Origin of the sequence: Streptomyces sp. NPDC018026, from assembly GCF_044327745.1 — a bacterium.
Lineage (GTDB): Bacteria > Actinomycetota > Actinomycetes > Streptomycetales > Streptomycetaceae > Streptomyces > Streptomyces rubrogriseus.
Genome location: NZ_JBIRFY010000003.1, coordinates 128,869 through 144,737, shown reverse-complemented (window position 1 = coordinate 144,737; position 15,869 = coordinate 128,869). Strand labels below are relative to the sequence as shown.

The following is a 15,869-nucleotide window of genomic DNA, read 5'->3' as shown; positions in this document are numbered from 1 at the left end:
ACCCGGAAGCCCGCCGCCGGACCGGCGTGTCAGGATGGGCGGCGTGCCGCAGACCTCACTCACCAGCCCGCTCGTCGGCCGCGAGGACGAACTCGCGCGTCTCACCGGCGTACTGGAACGAGCCCGCGCCGGTGAGGCCCGCGCGGTCCTCGTCGCCGGGGACGCCGGGGTCGGCAAGACCCGGACCCTGGACGAGGCCGCCGGGCGGGCCGCGGCGGCCGGGACGACCGTGCTCACCGGTCACTGCGTGGACCTGGGCGACGTGGGGCTGCCGTATCTGCCGTTCACCGAGATCCTGGGCCTGCTCGCCGCCGACGAGCGCTTCGCCGCCGTGCTGGCCGGGCATCCGGTGGCCGACCGGCTGCTCGGCGGCGGGCCGGACGACGGGACCGACGCCGCGCCCTCACGGCTGCGGCTCTTCGAGGGCGTGGCCGCCCTCCTGACCGATCTGGCGGACGTCGCACCGCTGCTGCTGGTCCTGGAGGACCTGCACTGGGCCGACCAGTCCTCCCGGGACCTGCTGAGGTTCCTGCTCGGCCGGGGGGTCCTGCAGCGCCCGGCGGGCGGCGCCCCGGGCCACCGGCTCGCGCTGTTCGCCTCGTACCGGGCGGACGACCTGCACCGCCGCCATCCGCTGCGCCCGCTGCTGGCCGAGCTGGTGCGCCTGCCCGGCGTGGAGCGGCTGGAGCTGCGGCCGCTGCCGGACGCCGACGTGGCCCGGCTGGTGCGCTCGCTGCGGCAGCAGCGGCTGCCGGACAGCACCGTGCGCCGGATCGTGGAGCGGGCCGAGGGCAACGCCTTCTACGCCGAGGAGCTGGTCGCCGCCACGGACGCGCCGGCCGGGGGCGTCCCCAGCGGCCTGGCCGACGTGCTGCTCATCCGGTTCGAGCAGCTGTCCGAGACCGCTCAGCAGGTGCTGCGCACCGCGGCCGTGGCGGGCCGCCGGGTGGGTCACGACCTGCTGCGGGACGCCGTAGGCCTGCCCGAGGAGGAGCTGGAGTCGGCGCTGCGCGAGGCGGTGGAGCGGCAGCTGCTGGTCTCCGGCGACGGGGGCACCTACTCCTTCCGGCACGCCCTCGCACGGGAGGCGGTCTACGCCGATCTGCTGCCCGGTGAACGGGCCCGGCTGCACGGCGCGTTCGCCCGGCTGCTGGCCGGTCCCGAGCGCCGGTCCGACAGCGCGGCCGAGCGTGCGCACCACTACCGCGAGAGCCACGACCCGCCCGAGGCGCTCGCCGCCTCCCTGGAGGCCGCCGACCACGCCCAGCGGGTCGGCGCGCCCGCGGAGGAGCTGCGGCACGTCGAGGCGGCGCTGGACCTGTGGACGGCGGTCGACGCCGGCGCGCGGCCTGCCGGACCGGACGCGGTGACGCTCACGCTGCGCGCCTCCGCGGCCGCCGTGCACGCCGGTGAGCTGCACCGCGCGGTCTCCCTCACCCGCTCCGCGCTGGCCGGCCTCGGCCAGGACGCGGACCTGGAGCTGGCCGCCCGCGTCCGCTACACGCTGGCCGGCAATCTGCTGAGCGTCGACAACCTGGAGTCCGCGTACGCCTACAGCAGCGAGGCGCTGGGACTGATCCCCGCCGAACCGCCCTCGTCGACGTGGGTGTGGGCGGCGGCCACGCATGTGACGGCGGCCCGCCAGGTCGGGGAGAACGAGACGGCGCTGCGGGTGGCCCGCCGGGCGCTGCGGGCCGCCGAGGAGCTGGCGGTCACCGACGCCCGCGCCGACCTGCTGATCTCGCTGACGAGCCTGGAGGGCCGGAACCGCTCCACCCCCGAGGGCCGGGAGCGGCTCCTGGAGGCGCGCGAGCTGGCGCGGCGGGCGGGCAACGCGCCCGTGGAGCTGCGGGCGCTGTTCAACCTCGCCATCGGCTGCTTCGAGTCCGGAGACCTGGAGGAGTGCCTGCCCTGGGCGTCCGAGGGACTGGACCGGGCCCGTCGTGCCGGGCTGCTGTCCTCGCCGTACCCGCGGGAGATGCGGTACCTGCGGCTGCTCGTGCGGTACACGCTGGGCCACTGGGACGAGGTACTGCGGGAGTCCGCCGAGCACGCCGGGGAGCGCCCGGCCGTGGACGGTCACGCCCTCGGACCCGGGCTGTACGTGGCACTGGCGCGCGGCGACTCGGGGGCGGCCGACCGGGCGCGGGCCCTGCTGAACGGGCCGTTCGACTGGATGGCGCGCATGGTCGCGGGCGTCGTGCTGACCGACGCGGCGGCGCTGCGCGGGGACGCGGAGGACGCCGTGCGGTGGATGCGCTCCAGCGTCGAGGCGCTCACCGAGGCGGGCTCCCGGCCCACCGTGACCCTGCGGCTGGCCACCCTCGCGCTGTCCGCGGTCGCCGACACCGTGACCGAGCTGCGCCGGGCCGGGGACGACTCCGGGGTGGCCCGCTGGTCGCAGACGGCGGCCGAGCTGCTGGCCGACGCCCGCTGGTCCGCCGGGCACGGCTACGACGACGTCCCGCAGGGCCCGGAGGGCCAGGCGTGGCTGGCGCGCGCGGAGGCCGAGTGGTCCCGGGTCGCCGGACCCGCACCGGACCCGGCGGCCTGGGAGCGGGCGGTGGCCGCCTTCACGTACGGCGACGCCTACGAACGCGCGCGGTGCAGGCTGCGGCTGGCCGACGCCCTGCTGGCGGCCGACCGCCGCGAGGAGGCGGCCGCCGAGGCGGGAAGCGTTCGCCGGGAGGCCGACCGGCTCGGCGCGACGGTGCTGCGCGAGCGGGTCGACGACCTGGTCCGCCGGGGCCGGCTAGGGGGCACGGCCCGGGCCGGGGCGGGCGCCGCGGTGCTGACCGCCCGCGAGCAGGACGTCCTGCGGCTGCTCGCGCTGGGGCACAGCAACCGCCGGATCGGGGAGGAGCTGTTCATCAGCGCCAAGACGGCGAGCGTCCACGTGTCCAACATCCTCGCCAAGCTGAACGCGGCCAGCCGTACGGAGGCGGTCGCGGTCGCCCACCGGCAGGGCCTGGTCGCCCCGGAGCCGACGTCGTCGCACTGAGGCGGGCCCGGGGAACCCCGGCCGCCCGGCGGACGTTGACCCGGCACCGACATCCACGCCCGGAGCGCGCACCACGACACAGGACGGCACGATGAGCGACTTGGTCCCCGGGGGCAACGTCCCCCTGCCGGGCGGCCCCGTGAGCGTACGGGTGCCCGTCGGCTTCGACGTGTCGGCGCTCGTCACGGACGCCGGGGGCAAGGTCGGCGGCGACGCGGACTTCGTCTTCTACAACCAGCCGGAGGCGCCCGGCGCGAGGCTGCGGGACGACACGCTCACCGTCGATCCGGCGCGGCTGCGGCCGGGCGCCGCCCGCGTGACGGTGGCGGTCAGCCCGTCGGACCCCGGCACCCCGCTCGGCGCGCTCCCCTCCCCCACGGTCCATGTCACCGACGCCCGCGGCCGGGCCATCGCCCGGTTCACCCCCGCGCGCCCCGGGCGGGAGACCGTGCTGCTGCTCGTGGAGTTCTACCGGCGCGGCGAGGGCTGGAAGCTGCGCGCCCTGGGGCAGGGGTACGCGGACGGACTCGCCGGTCTCGCCCGGGACTTCGGCGTGCAGGTCACCGACGACGCGCCGCCGGAGCCGGGCACGGCACCGGAACCTCCCACCCCGGGTGCCGACGCCGACGGGTTCCTCGACCTGGTCAACTCCGCCCGTGCCGCCGCCGGTTCGCCCGCCGTACGGACCGATCCCCGGCTCCGCTCGGCGGCCCGCGCGCACGCCGCCGCCATGGCCGCCGCGGGCACGCTGAGCGTCGAGACCCGGGACGGCGTCTCGGTCCACCAGCGTGTCGTCTCGGCCGGGTTCGCGTACCTCACGGTCGGCGAGCACCTGGTGTCGGGCCCGCGCACGCCCGCCGAGTTCGTCGCGTACTGCCTGCGCGCCGAGCGCACCCGGCGCACCCTGCACGACAGCGCGTACACGCACGCCGGGTGGGCGTACGTCACCGGCGGGCCCTCGGGCGACACGTTCTGGACCGCGCTGTGGGCCGTGCCGCTCACCCCGGACGGCCTGGCCCGCACGACGGCGGAGGTCGTCGGTCTCACCAACCGGGAGCGGGCCGGGGCCGGGCTGCCCGCCCTGGCCGTCGACGCCCGGCTGACCGCGGCGGCACAGGCGCACAGCGCGGACATGGTGACCCGCGACTTCTACTCGCACACCGACCCCGACGGCGGCAAGCCGTGGGACCGGGCGGCCGCCGCGGGTGCCCGACGGCGCACGATCGGCGAGAACATCGCCTGCGGCCAGCGCTCCCCCGCCGAGGTGGTGGAGGGCTGGATGAACAGCCCCGGACACCGCGCCAACATCCTCAAGGCCGACTTCACCCACCTCGGCGTCGGGCTGGCCGGCGGCGGCCGGGCGGGCACGTACTGGACGCAACTCTTCGGTGGCTGAAGGATGACGGTATGAAGGGTGACCTCTTTTCCAGCGAGCACATGGTGCAGCCCGCCACGGCGCCGGGCATGACCGTCGAGAACTCCAAGTGCATCCGTTACGCCGTGAACGGCGAGATGCTCGCCCGGCAGGGCGCGATGATCGCCTACCGCGGCAGTCTGCAGTTCGAGCGCAAGGGCCAGGGCGTGGGCGGCATGCTCAAGCGCGCGGTCACCGGGGAGGGACTGCCGCTGATGGCGGTGCGCGGACAGGGCGAGGCCTGGTTCGCCAACGAGGCCCAGAACTGCTTCGTCGTCGAGGTGGAGCCGGGCGACGAGTTCACGGTCAACGGCCGCAACGTCCTGTGCTTCGACGCGTCGTTGTCGTACCGCATCGCCACCGTGAAGGGCTCGGGGATCGCCGGGGGCGGACTGTTCAACAGCGTCTTCACCGGACACGGCAGGCTGGGCCTGGTGTGCGAGGGCGATCCGCTGGTCATCCCGGTCTCGCACCAGTACCCGGTCTACGTCGACACGGACGCGATCGTCGGCTGGTCCGCGGGGCTCGCGACCTCCCTGCACCGTTCGCAGTCGATCGGCTCGATGCTGCGCGGCGGTTCGGGCGAGGCCGTGCAACTGGTGCTCCAGGGCGAGGGCTTCGTCGTGGTACGGCCGAGCGAGACGACCCCGCAGAAGCCGCAGCAGCACTGAGCACCGCCCTCCCCCGGAAGGAAGACTGCCTTGATCGCGATCACCGAGATCGAAGCCGCCGCCGAGCGGATCGCCGGACATGTCGTACGCACGCCGACCGTGCCGAGCCCGGGCCTGTCCGCGCTGCTCGGCGTCCCGGTCACCGCGAAGCTGGAGCTGCTCCAGCGCACCGGCTCGTTCAAGGCGCGCGGAGCCACGGCGAAGCTGCTGTCCCTGACCGAGGCCGAGCGGGCCGCGGGCGTCGTCGCGGTCAGCGGCGGCAACCATGGCATCGCGGTGGCGGTGATGGCCGCCGCCCTGGACGTGAAGGCCACGGTGGTCATGCCGCGTACGGCGCCGGCCCGTTCCGTGGAGATCGCCGAGGAGGCGGGCGCGCTGGTGCGGCTCACCGACGGCATGGACAGTGCCTTCGCGCTGGTCACCCGGCTCCGGGAGGAGGGGCTGACCCTGGTCCACCCCTTCGACGACCCCGTGGTGGTCGCGGGGCAGGGCACCGTGGGACTGGAGTTCGCCGAGGACGCCTCCGACCTCACCGACGTGCTGGTCAGCATCGGGGGCGGGGGGCTGATCTCGGGCGTGGCGGCGGCACTGCGGGCGCTGCGGCCCGGGGTGCGGGTCTGGGGCGTGGAGACCGAGGGCGCCGAGGCCATGTCGCGGGCGCTCGCGGCGGGCGGGCCGCTCACGGTGCCGCTGTCGTCGCTCGTCACCACGCTCAGCGCGCCGTCCGTCTCGCGGCTGACGTACGACCATGTGGCGGAGCTGGTCACCGAGGTGCTCGTGGTGCCCGACCGGGAGGCCGTGCGGGGTTCCCTCGCGCTCGCCGAGCACGCCAAGGTGTGGACCGAGCCGGCCGCCGGCTGTCTGCTCCCGGCGGCCCGGCGGGTGGTGGAGCGGGTGGGGGACGAAGCCCGGATCGGGCTCGTGGTGTGCGGGGGCAACGCCACGGTGGGCGACATGGCGATGTGGGCGGACCGCTTCGGCCTGCGCTGACGCGGGGCCGGGCCCGGACCCGGCGAGCCCCGGTTCTTGAAAAGCGGGCCCCGTTTCTTGAAGAAGGGTCAGAAACGGGGCCGGGACGCGCGGTCGCTGAACGCACCCCGGTGCCCTGGACGTACTTCTGGTCGAGCGAAGAACCGGCGGTGCGAGCGAGGGATGGCCATGGGCAGGGCGCACGTCTCCACACACGAGCTGGTCGCCGGACGCTACCGCCTGTTCGAGGTCGTCCAGCGCGAGACGAACCGGGTCTGCTGGTCCGGGGAGGACGCCACGACGGGCCTCCCGTGCCTGGTCACGCGGATCGACCTGCCGGAGGGCCGGGCGGGTGAGGCCGCCCGCCGGGCCCCGGGCCGGCTGATCCGCACCGGCGAGACCATGGCGTCGCTGTGCCCCGGACGGATCGCCCCGGTGCTGGACGCGGTGGTCGCGGACGGCGTGCTGTGGACGGTCACCGAATGGGTCGCCGGGGTGCCGCTCGGTGACCTCCTCGACCGTCGGGGCGCGTTCAGTTACGCCCGGGCCGCGCGCGTCGGTCTGGAACTGCTCGCGGTGCTGGAGGTGGCGCACACCCACGGCGTGACGCACGGCGAGCTGAGCCCTGGACAGGTCTTCGTGCGCGAGGAGGGGTCCGTCCTCGTCACCGGCTTCGGACTGGCCGGCGCCACCCTCGCCCCACGGCTGACCGCCCCCGCGTACGCCTCGCCCGAGCAGGCCCGCGACGAGCGGATCGGGCCCGCGGCCGACCTGTGGACGCTGGGCGCGATCCTCTACACGATGGTCGAGGGCCGTCCGCCGTTCCGTGACCGGGGCCGGCCCGAGGCGACGCTGAAAGGGGTGGACCGGCTGCCGCTGCGCACCCCGGTGCGCGCCGGTCCGCTCGCCCAGGCCGTGACGGGACTGCTGCGCAAGAACTCCCGGGAGCGGCTGACCCGACCGGTGGTGCGCGCGGCCCTCGCCCGGGCGCTGGCAGAGGACCCCGGCACCACCCTGGCCGAGGTGGCCACCAGGCCCGGGCTGCGCGGCGTGTACGCGGCCGCCCGGACGGCGGGTCGCGCCCGGTCGCGGCGGACCGTGGCCGCCGGGACCGCGCTGGCCGTCGTGACGGTCGCGGTCGCCGTCCTCGCGGCCCTCGCCGTCACCGACGGACTCCCCGGCAGCGGCGACGGTGCCGCCACGGGCGCCCGGCAGCACCCCTCGGCGACGGCAGCCCGGCCCACCGGCTCCGCGCCCGCCGCCGCCTCCCCGGCCTCTCCCGTGTCCCCCTCCCCCTCTTCCCCGGCCGGGCGGGGAAGCGCGAGCGCCTCGCCGTCGGAGCCGGGCGGCGCCGCTCCGGCCGGGTTCCGCCGCTACGACGCGCCGGAGGGCTTCTCCGTCGCCCTGCCCGAGGGCTGGCGGCGCCTGGACACCGCGAGCGCGCCGGGTGGCGCGTACCGGGTGGTCTTCGGCTCGACCGGCGATGCCCGGACGCTCGCCGTCACCTACAGCAGGCGCGCGGGCGCGGACCCGGTCGCCGTCTGGCGCGACGACGTCGAGCCGGGCCTCGCGCGCTCGGACGGTTACCGGCGGATCGGCGAGATCCGCGCGACCACCTACCGGGGGCGCGCGGCGGCCGACATGGAATGGCTGGTCCGGGACGACGGCACCCGGGTCCGCACCTTCGGCCGCGGCTTCCTGCTCGGCGGCGGACGCAGCTTCTCGCTGCGCTGGACGACGCCGGCCGGCGACTGGGGCGACAGCGCCAACGAACGGGCGCTCGCCGCGTTCCTCGGCACCTTCCGGGACGATACGGCCTGACCCCTTCCGCCCCGTTCACACCTGTTTTCCCTCGGGCCGGGCGGGGACCCGGCCGCCATGGCACACATCGGATACACGATGATGACCGAGCAGGCCGGCCCGCGGGAACTCGTCGGCCATCTGGTGCGGGCCGAGGAGGCGGGTTTCGACTTCTCGGTGACCTCGGACCACTACTTCCCCTGGCTGCGCACGCAGGGCCACTCGCCCTACGCCTGGAGCGTGCTGGGCGCCGCGGCGCAGGCGACCTCGCGCATTCCGCTGATGACGTACGTGACCTGTCCGACGTTCCGCTACCACCCGGCGGTGGTGGCACAGAAGGCGGCGACACTTCAGCTGCTGTCGGAGGGCCGGTTCCGGCTGGGACTCGGCTCGGGCGAGAACCTCAACGAACACGTGGTGGGCGGCGGCTGGCCGTCCGTCGACGTGCGCCACGAGATGCTCCGGGAGGCCGTGGAGATCATCCGCGCGCTGTTCGGGGGCGGCCACGTGAACCGTCGCGGCACCCACTTCGACGTGGAGTCGGCCCGGCTGTGGGACCTGCCCGAGAGCGCGCCCCCCATCGGCATCGCCGTCTCCGGCGAGCGTTCCTGCGAACTGGCGGGCGAGTTCGCCGACCTGGTGATCGCCACCGAGCCGAAGCCGGAACTGCTGGCGGCCTTCGACCGGCACGGCGGCGGGGGCAAGCCGCGCGTGGGCCAGCTGCCCGTCTCCTACGACCCCGACCGGGACACCGCGATCGAGCGGGCCCACGCCCAGTTCCGCTGGTTCGGCAGCGGCTGGAAGGTCAACTCCGAACTGCCGCACCCGGACGCCTTCGAGGCGGCCACGCAGTTCGTGACGCCCGACGACGTCGCCGCCTCCATCCCCTGCGGCGACGACCCGGACGCCTTCGTGGCGGCCGTACGGCCGTACGTCGAGGCCGGGTTCACCGAGGTCGCCCTGGTGCAGATCGGCGGCGAGTCGCAACCCGCCTTCCTGGACTGGTCGGAGAAGACCTTGCTGCCCACGCTGCGGGAGGCATTCGGGCGCGACTGAGACCCGGGGACGGGCGAATCACCCGGACGACTGAGCATCTTGCCGGTGGGCGGGGTACTAGAGGGCTCTACGTCCGTCCTCCTGGAGGCCCCCCGTGAACACCGTCGTGCACAAGACCCTGGTCGTGCAGCTCCAGGCGGGCGCCGCCGCCGACCGGTTCCCGGTGCTCGCGCACCTCGCGTACGACGCGGCGGACCCGTTCGCCCTCACGGCGGTGTTCAGCCACGACGGCCGGGTGCTGGCCCGCTGGACGCTGGACCGGGAGATGGTCGCCGAGGGGCTGACCCGGCCGGTGGGCGTGGGCGACGTGCGGCTGCGGCCGGAGTCGCGCGGCATGTGGGACGAGTTGCGCATCGAGCTGCTGGGCGACGACCGGGCCGACGGGGAGCGCCACCGCGCCGTGGTGTTCGTGTGGGCCGCGGCCGTCGAGGCCTTCCTGCGCGAGACCCACGCGGTGGTCCGGCCGGGCCGGGAAGAGGTGCGCGTCGACGACTTCCTCGCCGAGCTGACCGCCGAGGGCTGAACCGCCCGGTCCGGCCGGGCCCCGGGTCCGCCGGGCGGGGGCCCGGACGCCCTGAGGTTTGGGCGCCTCAGCGTGCCGTGTGACGGTGCCGGGTCCACAGCGGGATCCCGAACCAGCACAGCAGGTACCAGAGCACCACGCCGGTGACGAGGTAGGGCACGAAGCCGTCGTGGGTCGCGACCCGCAGGATCAGCAGGAGCGAGCAGGCCGTCGTGGCGAGCAGCAGCACGAGGCCGAGCACGGTCAGCCGGGACGCCCACCGCACCGCCTGGGGTTTCACCCGGCGTCCGGAGACGAGGCGGTGCAGGGACACCGGGCCGATCAGGGCGCCGGTCGTCACGGCGCCGAGGACCACCGTGATCAGGTAGATCATCTGATCGGTGTCCGAGAGGGTGTCGTACTTCGGCTGGAACACGACCGTGAGCAGGAAGCCGAACAGGATCTGCACGCCCATCTGCGCGACGCGGACCTCCTGGATCAGCTCGGTCCACATCCGGTCGGCACGCTCTTCCTCGGTCTCGTTGCGGCCCCTGCGCCGGCCCGAGCCCTCAGCCGCTTCCGCGTCCCTCACGTCGTCCTCCCGGTGCCCGTCGCCTGCGTCCTCTTCCCTGTTCCCGGGATCCCGGTACTCAGGCGCCGGGCCGGGGCGGTGACGCCCGGTTTGGGTGATCGGGGGGCGGTTACACGGGCCGGGACCGACCGAAGCGCGGCAAGGAGGGCGAAGGATGTCCGACAGTCAGCTGACCGTGACGCTCGACGGCGGCGGCATCGACGACGCGCGGGCGGTCGTCCGCGCGCTGGAGGGCGTCTTCGGCGCTCCCGACGGCCGGCCCGCGGACGAGGGGGCGACGGTGCACACCGCGACCTTCGACGCCCCGTCCACGCCGCACGCCCCGTCCAGGCCGCACGCCCCGTCCAGGCCGCACGCCCCGGACGCGTCCTCGGCGGCGCGCACGACGGGCGGCGCGCTGTCCGCACCGGTGACGGTCACCGTCCAGGGCACGCCGCAGGCCGTGGAGGCGGCGAGCGAGACGCTGTCCCGCGCCTTCACCGCGCGCAGCGAGGGAGCGGCCTCGGGCGACCAGGAGCGGGAGCGGCAGTTGCTCCTGGTGCCGTGAGGCCGGGGCCGCTCACCCGTCGGCCGCCTACCAGCGGCCCTCGACCTGGTCCTTGACGCGCCGGTCGTAGAGGTCGCGGATCGCGGCCAGGGTGTCCTCGGACAGCTCCGGCAGCCGGGCGGCGTCCGTGTTGGCGCGGGCCTGCTCGGGCGAACGGGCGCCCGGGATCACGCTCGTCACGCCGGGCTGCTGGACGATCCAGCGCAGCGCCAGCTGGGCCGGGGTGTATCCCTCGGGCGCGAGCGCGGCGAACTCGGCGGCGGCCTCCACCCCGGTGGCGTAGTCCACGCCGGAGAAGGTCTCGCCCTGGTCGAAGGCCTCGCCGTGCCGGTTGAAGTTCCGGTGGTCGTTGGCCGCGAAGACGGTGTCCTTGGTGTACTTGCCGGTCAGCAGGCCGGACGCCAGCGGCACCCGGGCGATGATGCCGACGCCGGCCTCGCGGGCCGCGGGCAGGACCTCGCGCAGGGGCTTCATGCGGAACGGGTTGAGGATGATCTGGACACTCGCCACGTTCGGCCGGGCGATCGCGGTCAGCGCCTCCGCGCACGTCTCGACGCTCACGCCGTACGCGGCGACGCGCTCCTCCTCGACGAGGGTGTCCAGCGCGTCGAACACCTCGTCGCTGGAGTAGACGGGCGTCGGCGGGCAGTGCAGCTGCACCAGGTCGAGGCGGTCGACGCCGAGGTTGCGCCGTGAGCGGTCGTTCCACTCCCGGAAGTTGTCCAGGACGTAGTTCTGCGGGATCTGGTCGACCCGGCGGCCCATCTTGGTGGCGACCATGACGTGCAGGTCGGGCCTGCTCGCCAGGAAGGTCGCGATGGTCTGCTCGCTGCGGCCGTCGCCGTAGACGTCCGCCGTGTCGAAGAAGGTCACCCCCGACTCGGCCGCCGCCTCCAGCACCGCGAGGGCTTGCTTGTCGTCGACGTCTCCCCAGTCGGCACCCAGTTGCCAGGTGCCGAGGCCGATCACCGACGCGTGCTGATCCGACCTGCCGAAAGTGCGCTCGTCCATGGCGTCAGTCTGTCATCCGCGGTGCGCGGGCACCGCGTCGGGACGCCCGGAGCGGGCCCGTCCGTCGCCGGCGGCGAGTCTGCGTGCCTGGACGGTGCGCGCGATCACGGGCCCCAGCCGGCGCTTGACCCTGCGCAGGGTCTCCAGCCGGCCGGCCGCCCGGTCGATCCGGTAGTACAGCCGGGGCGGGAGGTGGGGCAGCAGCGGCGAGTGGCGCTGGCCGAGCAGGGCGAACATCTGCTCCGGCGGCAGGTGGATGTAGCGGGGCAGGTTCTCGTACCACTGGGCGCTGAGCCGGGCCGCGCTCTGCACCGGCAGCAGGGCCGCCCGGCGTTCGCGTTCGTAGTGGGCGAGGGCGTCCGGGAGGGTGTCCCGCTCGCGCAGGGCGGTGGCCAGGGCCATGGCGTCCTCCAGGGCGAGCGTGGTTCCGGCGCCGATGGAGTAGTGGGTGGTGTGGGCGGCGTCGCCGAGCAGGACGAGGTTGTCCCGGGACCAGGTGCGGTTGGTGAGGGTGCGGAAGACGGGCCAGGAGGCACTGGCCCGGCCGGAGGACCGCGCGGTGAGCGGGTGTCCGTCCAGGACGTCGGCGAAGAGCTTCTCCAGCAGGACGAGCCCCTTGGCCTCGTCGGCGCGGTCCAGGCCCAGGCCGGTCCAGGTCTCGGGCGCGCACTCGACGACGCAGGTGCTGCCCTCGGGGCCGAAGCCGTAGCCGTACGCCCAGATCCAGCCGTGGTCGGTCTCGACGAAGGCGAAGGTGAAGGCGTCGAAGACCTTGGTGGTGCCGAGCCACACGTAGTGGTCGCGGCCGCCGGTGATCTCGGTGCCGAAGTGGTCGGCGTGGTGGGTGCGCAGGGCGCTGCCCGCCCCGTCGGCCGCCACCACGAGGTCGGCGGCGGGCGGGTTGTGGCCGGTGACCGGGTGCTGGAACTCCAGGCGCACGCCCAGTTCGCGCGCGCGGGCGGCGAGGATCGCGAGGAGCCGGTGGCGGCCGATGCCGAAGCCCTCGTCGCCGTGGTGCCGGGTGGCCAGGCCGCCGACGTGGGCGACTCCGTCCCGCCAGCGCACGGAGTGCTCCTCGACGGCGCGTGCGGAGTCGGGGTCGTGCTCGCGGAGCCGGTCGAGCAGTCCGCGCCAGTAGGTGACGCCCCAGCCGTAGGTGGAGCCCTCCGGATCGCGTTCGTACACGGTGACGTTGTGGGCCGGGTCCTGCCGCTTCAGCAGGATCGACAGATACAGTCCGGCGGGCCCACCGCCGGCACAGGCGACCTTCACACACACCCCTGGTATGCACTCATAACGGTCATTACGGCTGTTCGGGACCGCAGAGTAGCAAGGGAGGACCCGCGGGCCGGTGCCGCGCGGCCGTGGGCGGGCGCGGTTTATCCGGCGGCCACCGTGCGGCACTCCGGGTGGCCCCAGCCCTGGTCGTTCTTGGCGATGGGCTCGCCTGCCGCGTACGAACGGCCGCACAGGCAGCGTCCGGGGAACTTCGCCTTGATGGTGCGGGCCGAGGAGCCGCCGTTCTTGCGGACCGCGCCGGAGGACCCCTTGCGCGGTGCCCTGCGGGCCGCCGGGACGTCCGGCGCGGGCGGCGGCTCGGGGGAGCCGAGCGCGCTGCCCGCGGCTTCCTGGACGACGGCCGACTGGCTGGCGGCGCGGTCGGCGAAGTCGTTGAGCCGGTCGCCGTCGACCTGGTGCGCGGGCACGTAGCGGAACTCGACCGAACGGCCGTCGAGCAGCTCGTCGATGCGCACGACCAGCTCCTGGTTGGCGACGGGCTTGCCCGCGGCGGTCTTCCAGCCGTTGCGCTTCCAGCCGGGCAGCCAGGTGGTGACGGCCTTCATGGCGTACTGCGAGTCCATGCGGACCTCGAGCGGCACCTCGGGGTCGGTCGACGCCAGCAGCCGCTCCAGCGCCGTGAGTTCGGCGACGTTGTTGGTGGTCCGGCCGAGCGGACCCGCCTCCCAGCGGACCGGGTTCTCCGACGGGTCGGCGATCACCCAGGCCCAGCCGGCCGGACCCGGGTTTCCCTTCGAAGCCCCGTCGCACGCGGCCACTACACGTTCACGCATGCGCTCGATCATGCCATGGCCCGGCGGGGTGTCCGGACAGGGTTCAGGAGACGTCCGTGACCTTGGGCATCTCCCCCTCGGTGGTCGTGATGTCGATCACCGAGAAGCTCGCGCCCTGCGGGTCGCTCAGCGCCGCGAACCGGCCGAACGGGGTCGTCATCGGGCCGAACCGCAGGATGCCGCCGAGCCTGGTGGCGCGGGCCACCGCGTCGTCGCAGTCGCCGACGGTGAAGTAGACGTTGATGTAGGGCGGGACCTCGGGCGGGAAGTCCTCCGTCATGGCCATGCGGCCCAGGACGGGGTCGTCGCCGAGGTCGAAGAGGCGGAAGTCCACCTGGTCGTCCTGCATCTGCCGGGCCCGGTAGGAGAAGACCGCGGGGAAGAAGGCGTCCGACTTCGCGGGCTCGCGGGTGAAGACCTCGGCCCAGCAGTACGCGCCGGGGACGGCCGTCGCCTCGAAGCCCTCGTGGGCGTCGCCCTGCCAGACGCCGAAGACGACGCCGCTCGGGTCCCGGGCCAGGCACATGGTGCCGAAGTCGCCGACCTTCATCGGCTCCAGCAGCAGCTCTCCGCCGGCCTCGCGGATCCGCCCGGCGGTCGCCGCGGCGTCCGGGGAGGCGAAGTAGAGGCACCACTGGGACTGGTCCTCGTGACCGGGCGGGGGCGGGACCACGGCGGCCACCGCCTTGCCGTCCGCGTAGCACTGGGTGTAGTCGCCGAACTCCGTCGACGACTCGCCGAAGGTCCAGCCGAGGACGTCGCCGTAGAAGCTCTTGGCTCCCTCGACGTCGGTGAACATCGCGTCGGCCCAGCAAGGGGCCCCTTGTGGTGATACGGCCATGACTGCCGCCTCCTCAGCGAATGTGGGTGTGGGTCGGGTACGGGTGGTCACTCCCCGGCATAGGCCTGCTCCAGTGCGGCGATGTCGAGCTTGCGCATCGACAGCATGGCCTTGTTGGCCCGCGCCACCCTGGCGGGGTCGGGGTCGCGGAACATCTCCTCGAGCCGGCGCGGGACGACCTGCCAGGACACGCCGAACCGGTCCTTGAGCCAGCCGCAGGGCCCGTCCTCGCCGCCGCCCTCGGTGAGAGCGGTCCAGTAGTGGTCGACCTCGTCCTGGTCCTCGCAGCTGATCTGGAAGGAGATCGCCTCGTTGAACCGGAACTGCGGGCCGCCGTTGAGGCCCACGAACTTCTGGCCGTTGGCGGTGAACTCGACGGTGAGCACCGAGCCGGCGGGCTGCGGTGCTCCCTCGGGGTAGCGGGTGACGGCGCCGATGCCGGAGTTCTTGAAGACGGAGACGTAGAAGTGGGCGGCGTCCTCGGCGTCGCCGTCGAACCACAGGCACGTGGTGAATCCGTCGGTGCTCATGTCTGCCTCCTGGGAACGGAACGGGGTCACCACTGTCGACCGGCACGGACCGCGGAACTCATCGCTCTGCCGGTGGCGAATCTGCCGCGGGCAGAGAAGTCCCCGGTCCGGGCCTCGGCGGGCCGAGAGTGGAGGAACCGCGGCGCCGTTCGGCCGCACCCCCCGCACCACCCCTCCACTACTGGCCACGACTCGACAAGGAGCGCCGATGTCTCCATTCACCGCCGGCCCTGCCCCGGCCCGAACGCCCAGGGCCGAAGAGGGCGACACCCCCGCCACCCGGTTCGACGACCGGCTCGCCGAGCAGCTGCTCGACCAGCGGATCGTGCTGCTCGGTACGCAGGTCGACGAGGTCTCCGCGAACCGGGTCTGCGCGCAGCTGCTGATCCTGTCCGCACAGGACCCGCGCACCGACATCAGCCTGTACGTCAACAGCCCCGGCGGCTCCGTGCACGCGGGGCTCGCCATCTACGACACCATGCGGCTGATCCCCAACGACGTCTCCACGCTCGCCATGGGCTTCGCCGCCAGCATGGGGCAGTTCCTGCTCAGCGTCGGCACGGCGGGCAAGCGCTACGCGCTGCCGAACGCGCGGATCATGATGCACCAGCCGTCGGCGGGCATCGGCGGCACCACCGCCGACATCGAGATCCAGGCGGACAACCTGGACTTCACCAAGCGGACCATCGAGCGGATCACCGCCGAGCACACCGGTCAGAGCCCCGAGACCATCTCCCGGGACGGCGACCGCGACCGCTGGTTCACGGCCGAGGAGGCCAGGGAGTACGGAATGGTGGACCGGGTCGTGCAGTCCCTCGCGGACGTGCGACCGGCCGCCACCAGGCGACGGATGGGACTGTGAC

The 15,869-nt window shown here is 74.2% G+C and carries 15 protein-coding genes; 9 read left to right on the top strand and 6 right to left on the bottom strand.

Going from position 1 to position 15,869, the window contains the following annotated elements; all coding sequences use genetic code 11:
* Positions 1-34: 34 nt before the first annotated feature.
* From ACH4D3_RS10775 to ACH4D3_RS10745, 7 genes are all read left to right on the top strand, one after another.
* Entirely contained in the window at positions 35-3,001 is a 2,967-nt protein-coding gene (locus ACH4D3_RS10775) for an AAA family ATPase (protein ID WP_398319356.1), read from the top strand.
* 91 nt (positions 3,002-3,092) lie between these two features.
* Positions 3,093-4,397, top strand: coding sequence for a CAP domain-containing protein (locus tag ACH4D3_RS10770; protein WP_398319353.1), 1,305 nt, complete (start codon positions 3,093-3,095; stop codon positions 4,395-4,397).
* 11 nt (positions 4,398-4,408) lie between these two features.
* On the top strand, positions 4,409-5,086 hold the full coding sequence (locus tag ACH4D3_RS10765) for an AIM24 family protein (protein ID WP_398319350.1): 678 nt from the start codon (positions 4,409-4,411) through the stop codon (positions 5,084-5,086).
* A gap of 30 nt (positions 5,087-5,116) precedes the next feature.
* Entirely contained in the window at positions 5,117-6,076 is a 960-nt protein-coding gene (locus ACH4D3_RS10760; RefSeq protein WP_398319347.1) for a threonine/serine dehydratase, read from the top strand.
* Positions 6,077-6,244: 168 nt separating this feature from the next.
* Positions 6,245-7,876: a serine/threonine-protein kinase gene (locus ACH4D3_RS10755; RefSeq protein WP_398319344.1), complete on the top strand. Its 1,632-nt coding sequence runs from the start codon at positions 6,245-6,247 to the stop codon at positions 7,874-7,876.
* Positions 7,877-7,933: 57 nt separating this feature from the next.
* Positions 7,934-8,911, top strand: a complete 978-nt coding sequence (locus tag ACH4D3_RS10750; protein ID WP_398319341.1) for an LLM class F420-dependent oxidoreductase — start codon at positions 7,934-7,936, stop codon at positions 8,909-8,911.
* Positions 8,912-9,005: 94 nt separating this feature from the next.
* On the top strand, positions 9,006-9,434 hold the full coding sequence (locus tag ACH4D3_RS10745) for an SsgA family sporulation/cell division regulator (RefSeq protein ID WP_398319338.1): 429 nt from the start codon (positions 9,006-9,008) through the stop codon (positions 9,432-9,434).
* 67 nt (positions 9,435-9,501) lie between these two features.
* Here the strand turns inward: ACH4D3_RS10745 and ACH4D3_RS10740 are convergent, their stop codons facing one another.
* The gene (locus ACH4D3_RS10740) at positions 9,502-9,927 is read right to left on the bottom strand and encodes a DUF6328 family protein (RefSeq protein WP_202494010.1); all 426 of its coding nucleotides are present in this window, start codon (positions 9,925-9,927) and stop codon (positions 9,502-9,504) included.
* Between the two features lie 232 nt (positions 9,928-10,159).
* Here ACH4D3_RS10740 and ACH4D3_RS10735 point away from each other — a divergent pair, with 232 nt between their 5' ends.
* Positions 10,160-10,552 (top strand): hypothetical protein, encoded by a 393-nt coding sequence (locus ACH4D3_RS10735; RefSeq protein ID WP_398319335.1) that lies wholly within the window; start codon positions 10,160-10,162, stop codon positions 10,550-10,552.
* A gap of 27 nt (positions 10,553-10,579) precedes the next feature.
* Here ACH4D3_RS10735 and ACH4D3_RS10730 read toward each other — a convergent pair whose 3' ends face one another.
* From ACH4D3_RS10730 to ACH4D3_RS10710, 5 genes are all read right to left on the bottom strand, one after another.
* The gene (locus tag ACH4D3_RS10730; RefSeq protein ID WP_398319332.1) at positions 10,580-11,563 is read right to left on the bottom strand and encodes an aldo/keto reductase; all 984 of its coding nucleotides are present in this window, start codon (positions 11,561-11,563) and stop codon (positions 10,580-10,582) included.
* A 12-nt stretch (positions 11,564-11,575) separates the two neighbouring features.
* Complete coding sequence (locus tag ACH4D3_RS10725; protein ID WP_398319329.1) at positions 11,576-12,835, bottom strand: FAD-dependent monooxygenase; 1,260 nt, start codon at positions 12,833-12,835, stop codon at positions 11,576-11,578.
* A gap of 107 nt (positions 12,836-12,942) precedes the next feature.
* Entirely contained in the window at positions 12,943-13,647 is a 705-nt protein-coding gene (locus tag ACH4D3_RS10720) for a ribonuclease H (RefSeq protein ID WP_398319326.1), read from the bottom strand.
* A 31-nt stretch (positions 13,648-13,678) separates the two neighbouring features.
* The gene (locus tag ACH4D3_RS10715) at positions 13,679-14,476 is read right to left on the bottom strand and encodes a VOC family protein (protein WP_398319323.1); all 798 of its coding nucleotides are present in this window, start codon (positions 14,474-14,476) and stop codon (positions 13,679-13,681) included.
* 47 nt (positions 14,477-14,523) lie between these two features.
* On the bottom strand, positions 14,524-15,006 hold the full coding sequence (locus ACH4D3_RS10710; RefSeq protein WP_398319320.1) for a VOC family protein: 483 nt from the start codon (positions 15,004-15,006) through the stop codon (positions 14,524-14,526).
* 208 nt (positions 15,007-15,214) lie between these two features.
* Between ACH4D3_RS10710 and ACH4D3_RS10705 the strand changes: the two genes are divergently transcribed.
* A complete protein-coding gene (locus tag ACH4D3_RS10705; RefSeq protein WP_398319317.1) occupies positions 15,215-15,868 on the top strand; it encodes an ATP-dependent Clp protease proteolytic subunit in 654 nt (217 codons plus the stop codon).
* Position 15,869 lies beyond the last annotated feature (1 nt).

Bases quoted from the DNA above. Each gene is read 5' to 3' on its own strand.
- ACH4D3_RS10775 (WP_398319356.1), top strand. From the start codon at position 35: ATGGGCGGCGTGCCGCAGACCTCACTCACCAGCCCGCTCGTCGGCCGC.
- ACH4D3_RS10770 (WP_398319353.1), top strand. From the start codon at position 3,093: ATGAGCGACTTGGTCCCCGGGGGCAACGTCCCCCTGCCGGGCGGCCCC.
- ACH4D3_RS10765 (WP_398319350.1), top strand. From the start codon at position 4,409: ATGAAGGGTGACCTCTTTTCCAGCGAGCACATGGTGCAGCCCGCCACG.
- ACH4D3_RS10755 (WP_398319344.1), top strand. From the start codon at position 6,245: ATGGGCAGGGCGCACGTCTCCACACACGAGCTGGTCGCCGGACGCTAC.
- ACH4D3_RS10750 (WP_398319341.1), top strand. From the start codon at position 7,934: ATGGCACACATCGGATACACGATGATGACCGAGCAGGCCGGCCCGCGG.
- ACH4D3_RS10740 (WP_202494010.1), bottom strand. From the start codon at position 9,927: ATGTGGACCGAGCTGATCCAGGAGGTCCGCGTCGCGCAGATGGGCGTG.
- ACH4D3_RS10735 (WP_398319335.1), top strand. From the start codon at position 10,160: ATGTCCGACAGTCAGCTGACCGTGACGCTCGACGGCGGCGGCATCGAC.
- ACH4D3_RS10730 (WP_398319332.1), bottom strand. From the start codon at position 11,563: ATGGACGAGCGCACTTTCGGCAGGTCGGATCAGCACGCGTCGGTGATC.
- ACH4D3_RS10720 (WP_398319326.1), bottom strand. From the start codon at position 13,647: ATGATCGAGCGCATGCGTGAACGTGTAGTGGCCGCGTGCGACGGGGCT.
- ACH4D3_RS10715 (WP_398319323.1), bottom strand. From the start codon at position 14,476: ATGGCCGTATCACCACAAGGGGCCCCTTGCTGGGCCGACGCGATGTTC.
- ACH4D3_RS10710 (WP_398319320.1), bottom strand. From the start codon at position 15,006: ATGAGCACCGACGGATTCACCACGTGCCTGTGGTTCGACGGCGACGCC.
- ACH4D3_RS10705 (WP_398319317.1), top strand. From the start codon at position 15,215: ATGTCTCCATTCACCGCCGGCCCTGCCCCGGCCCGAACGCCCAGGGCC.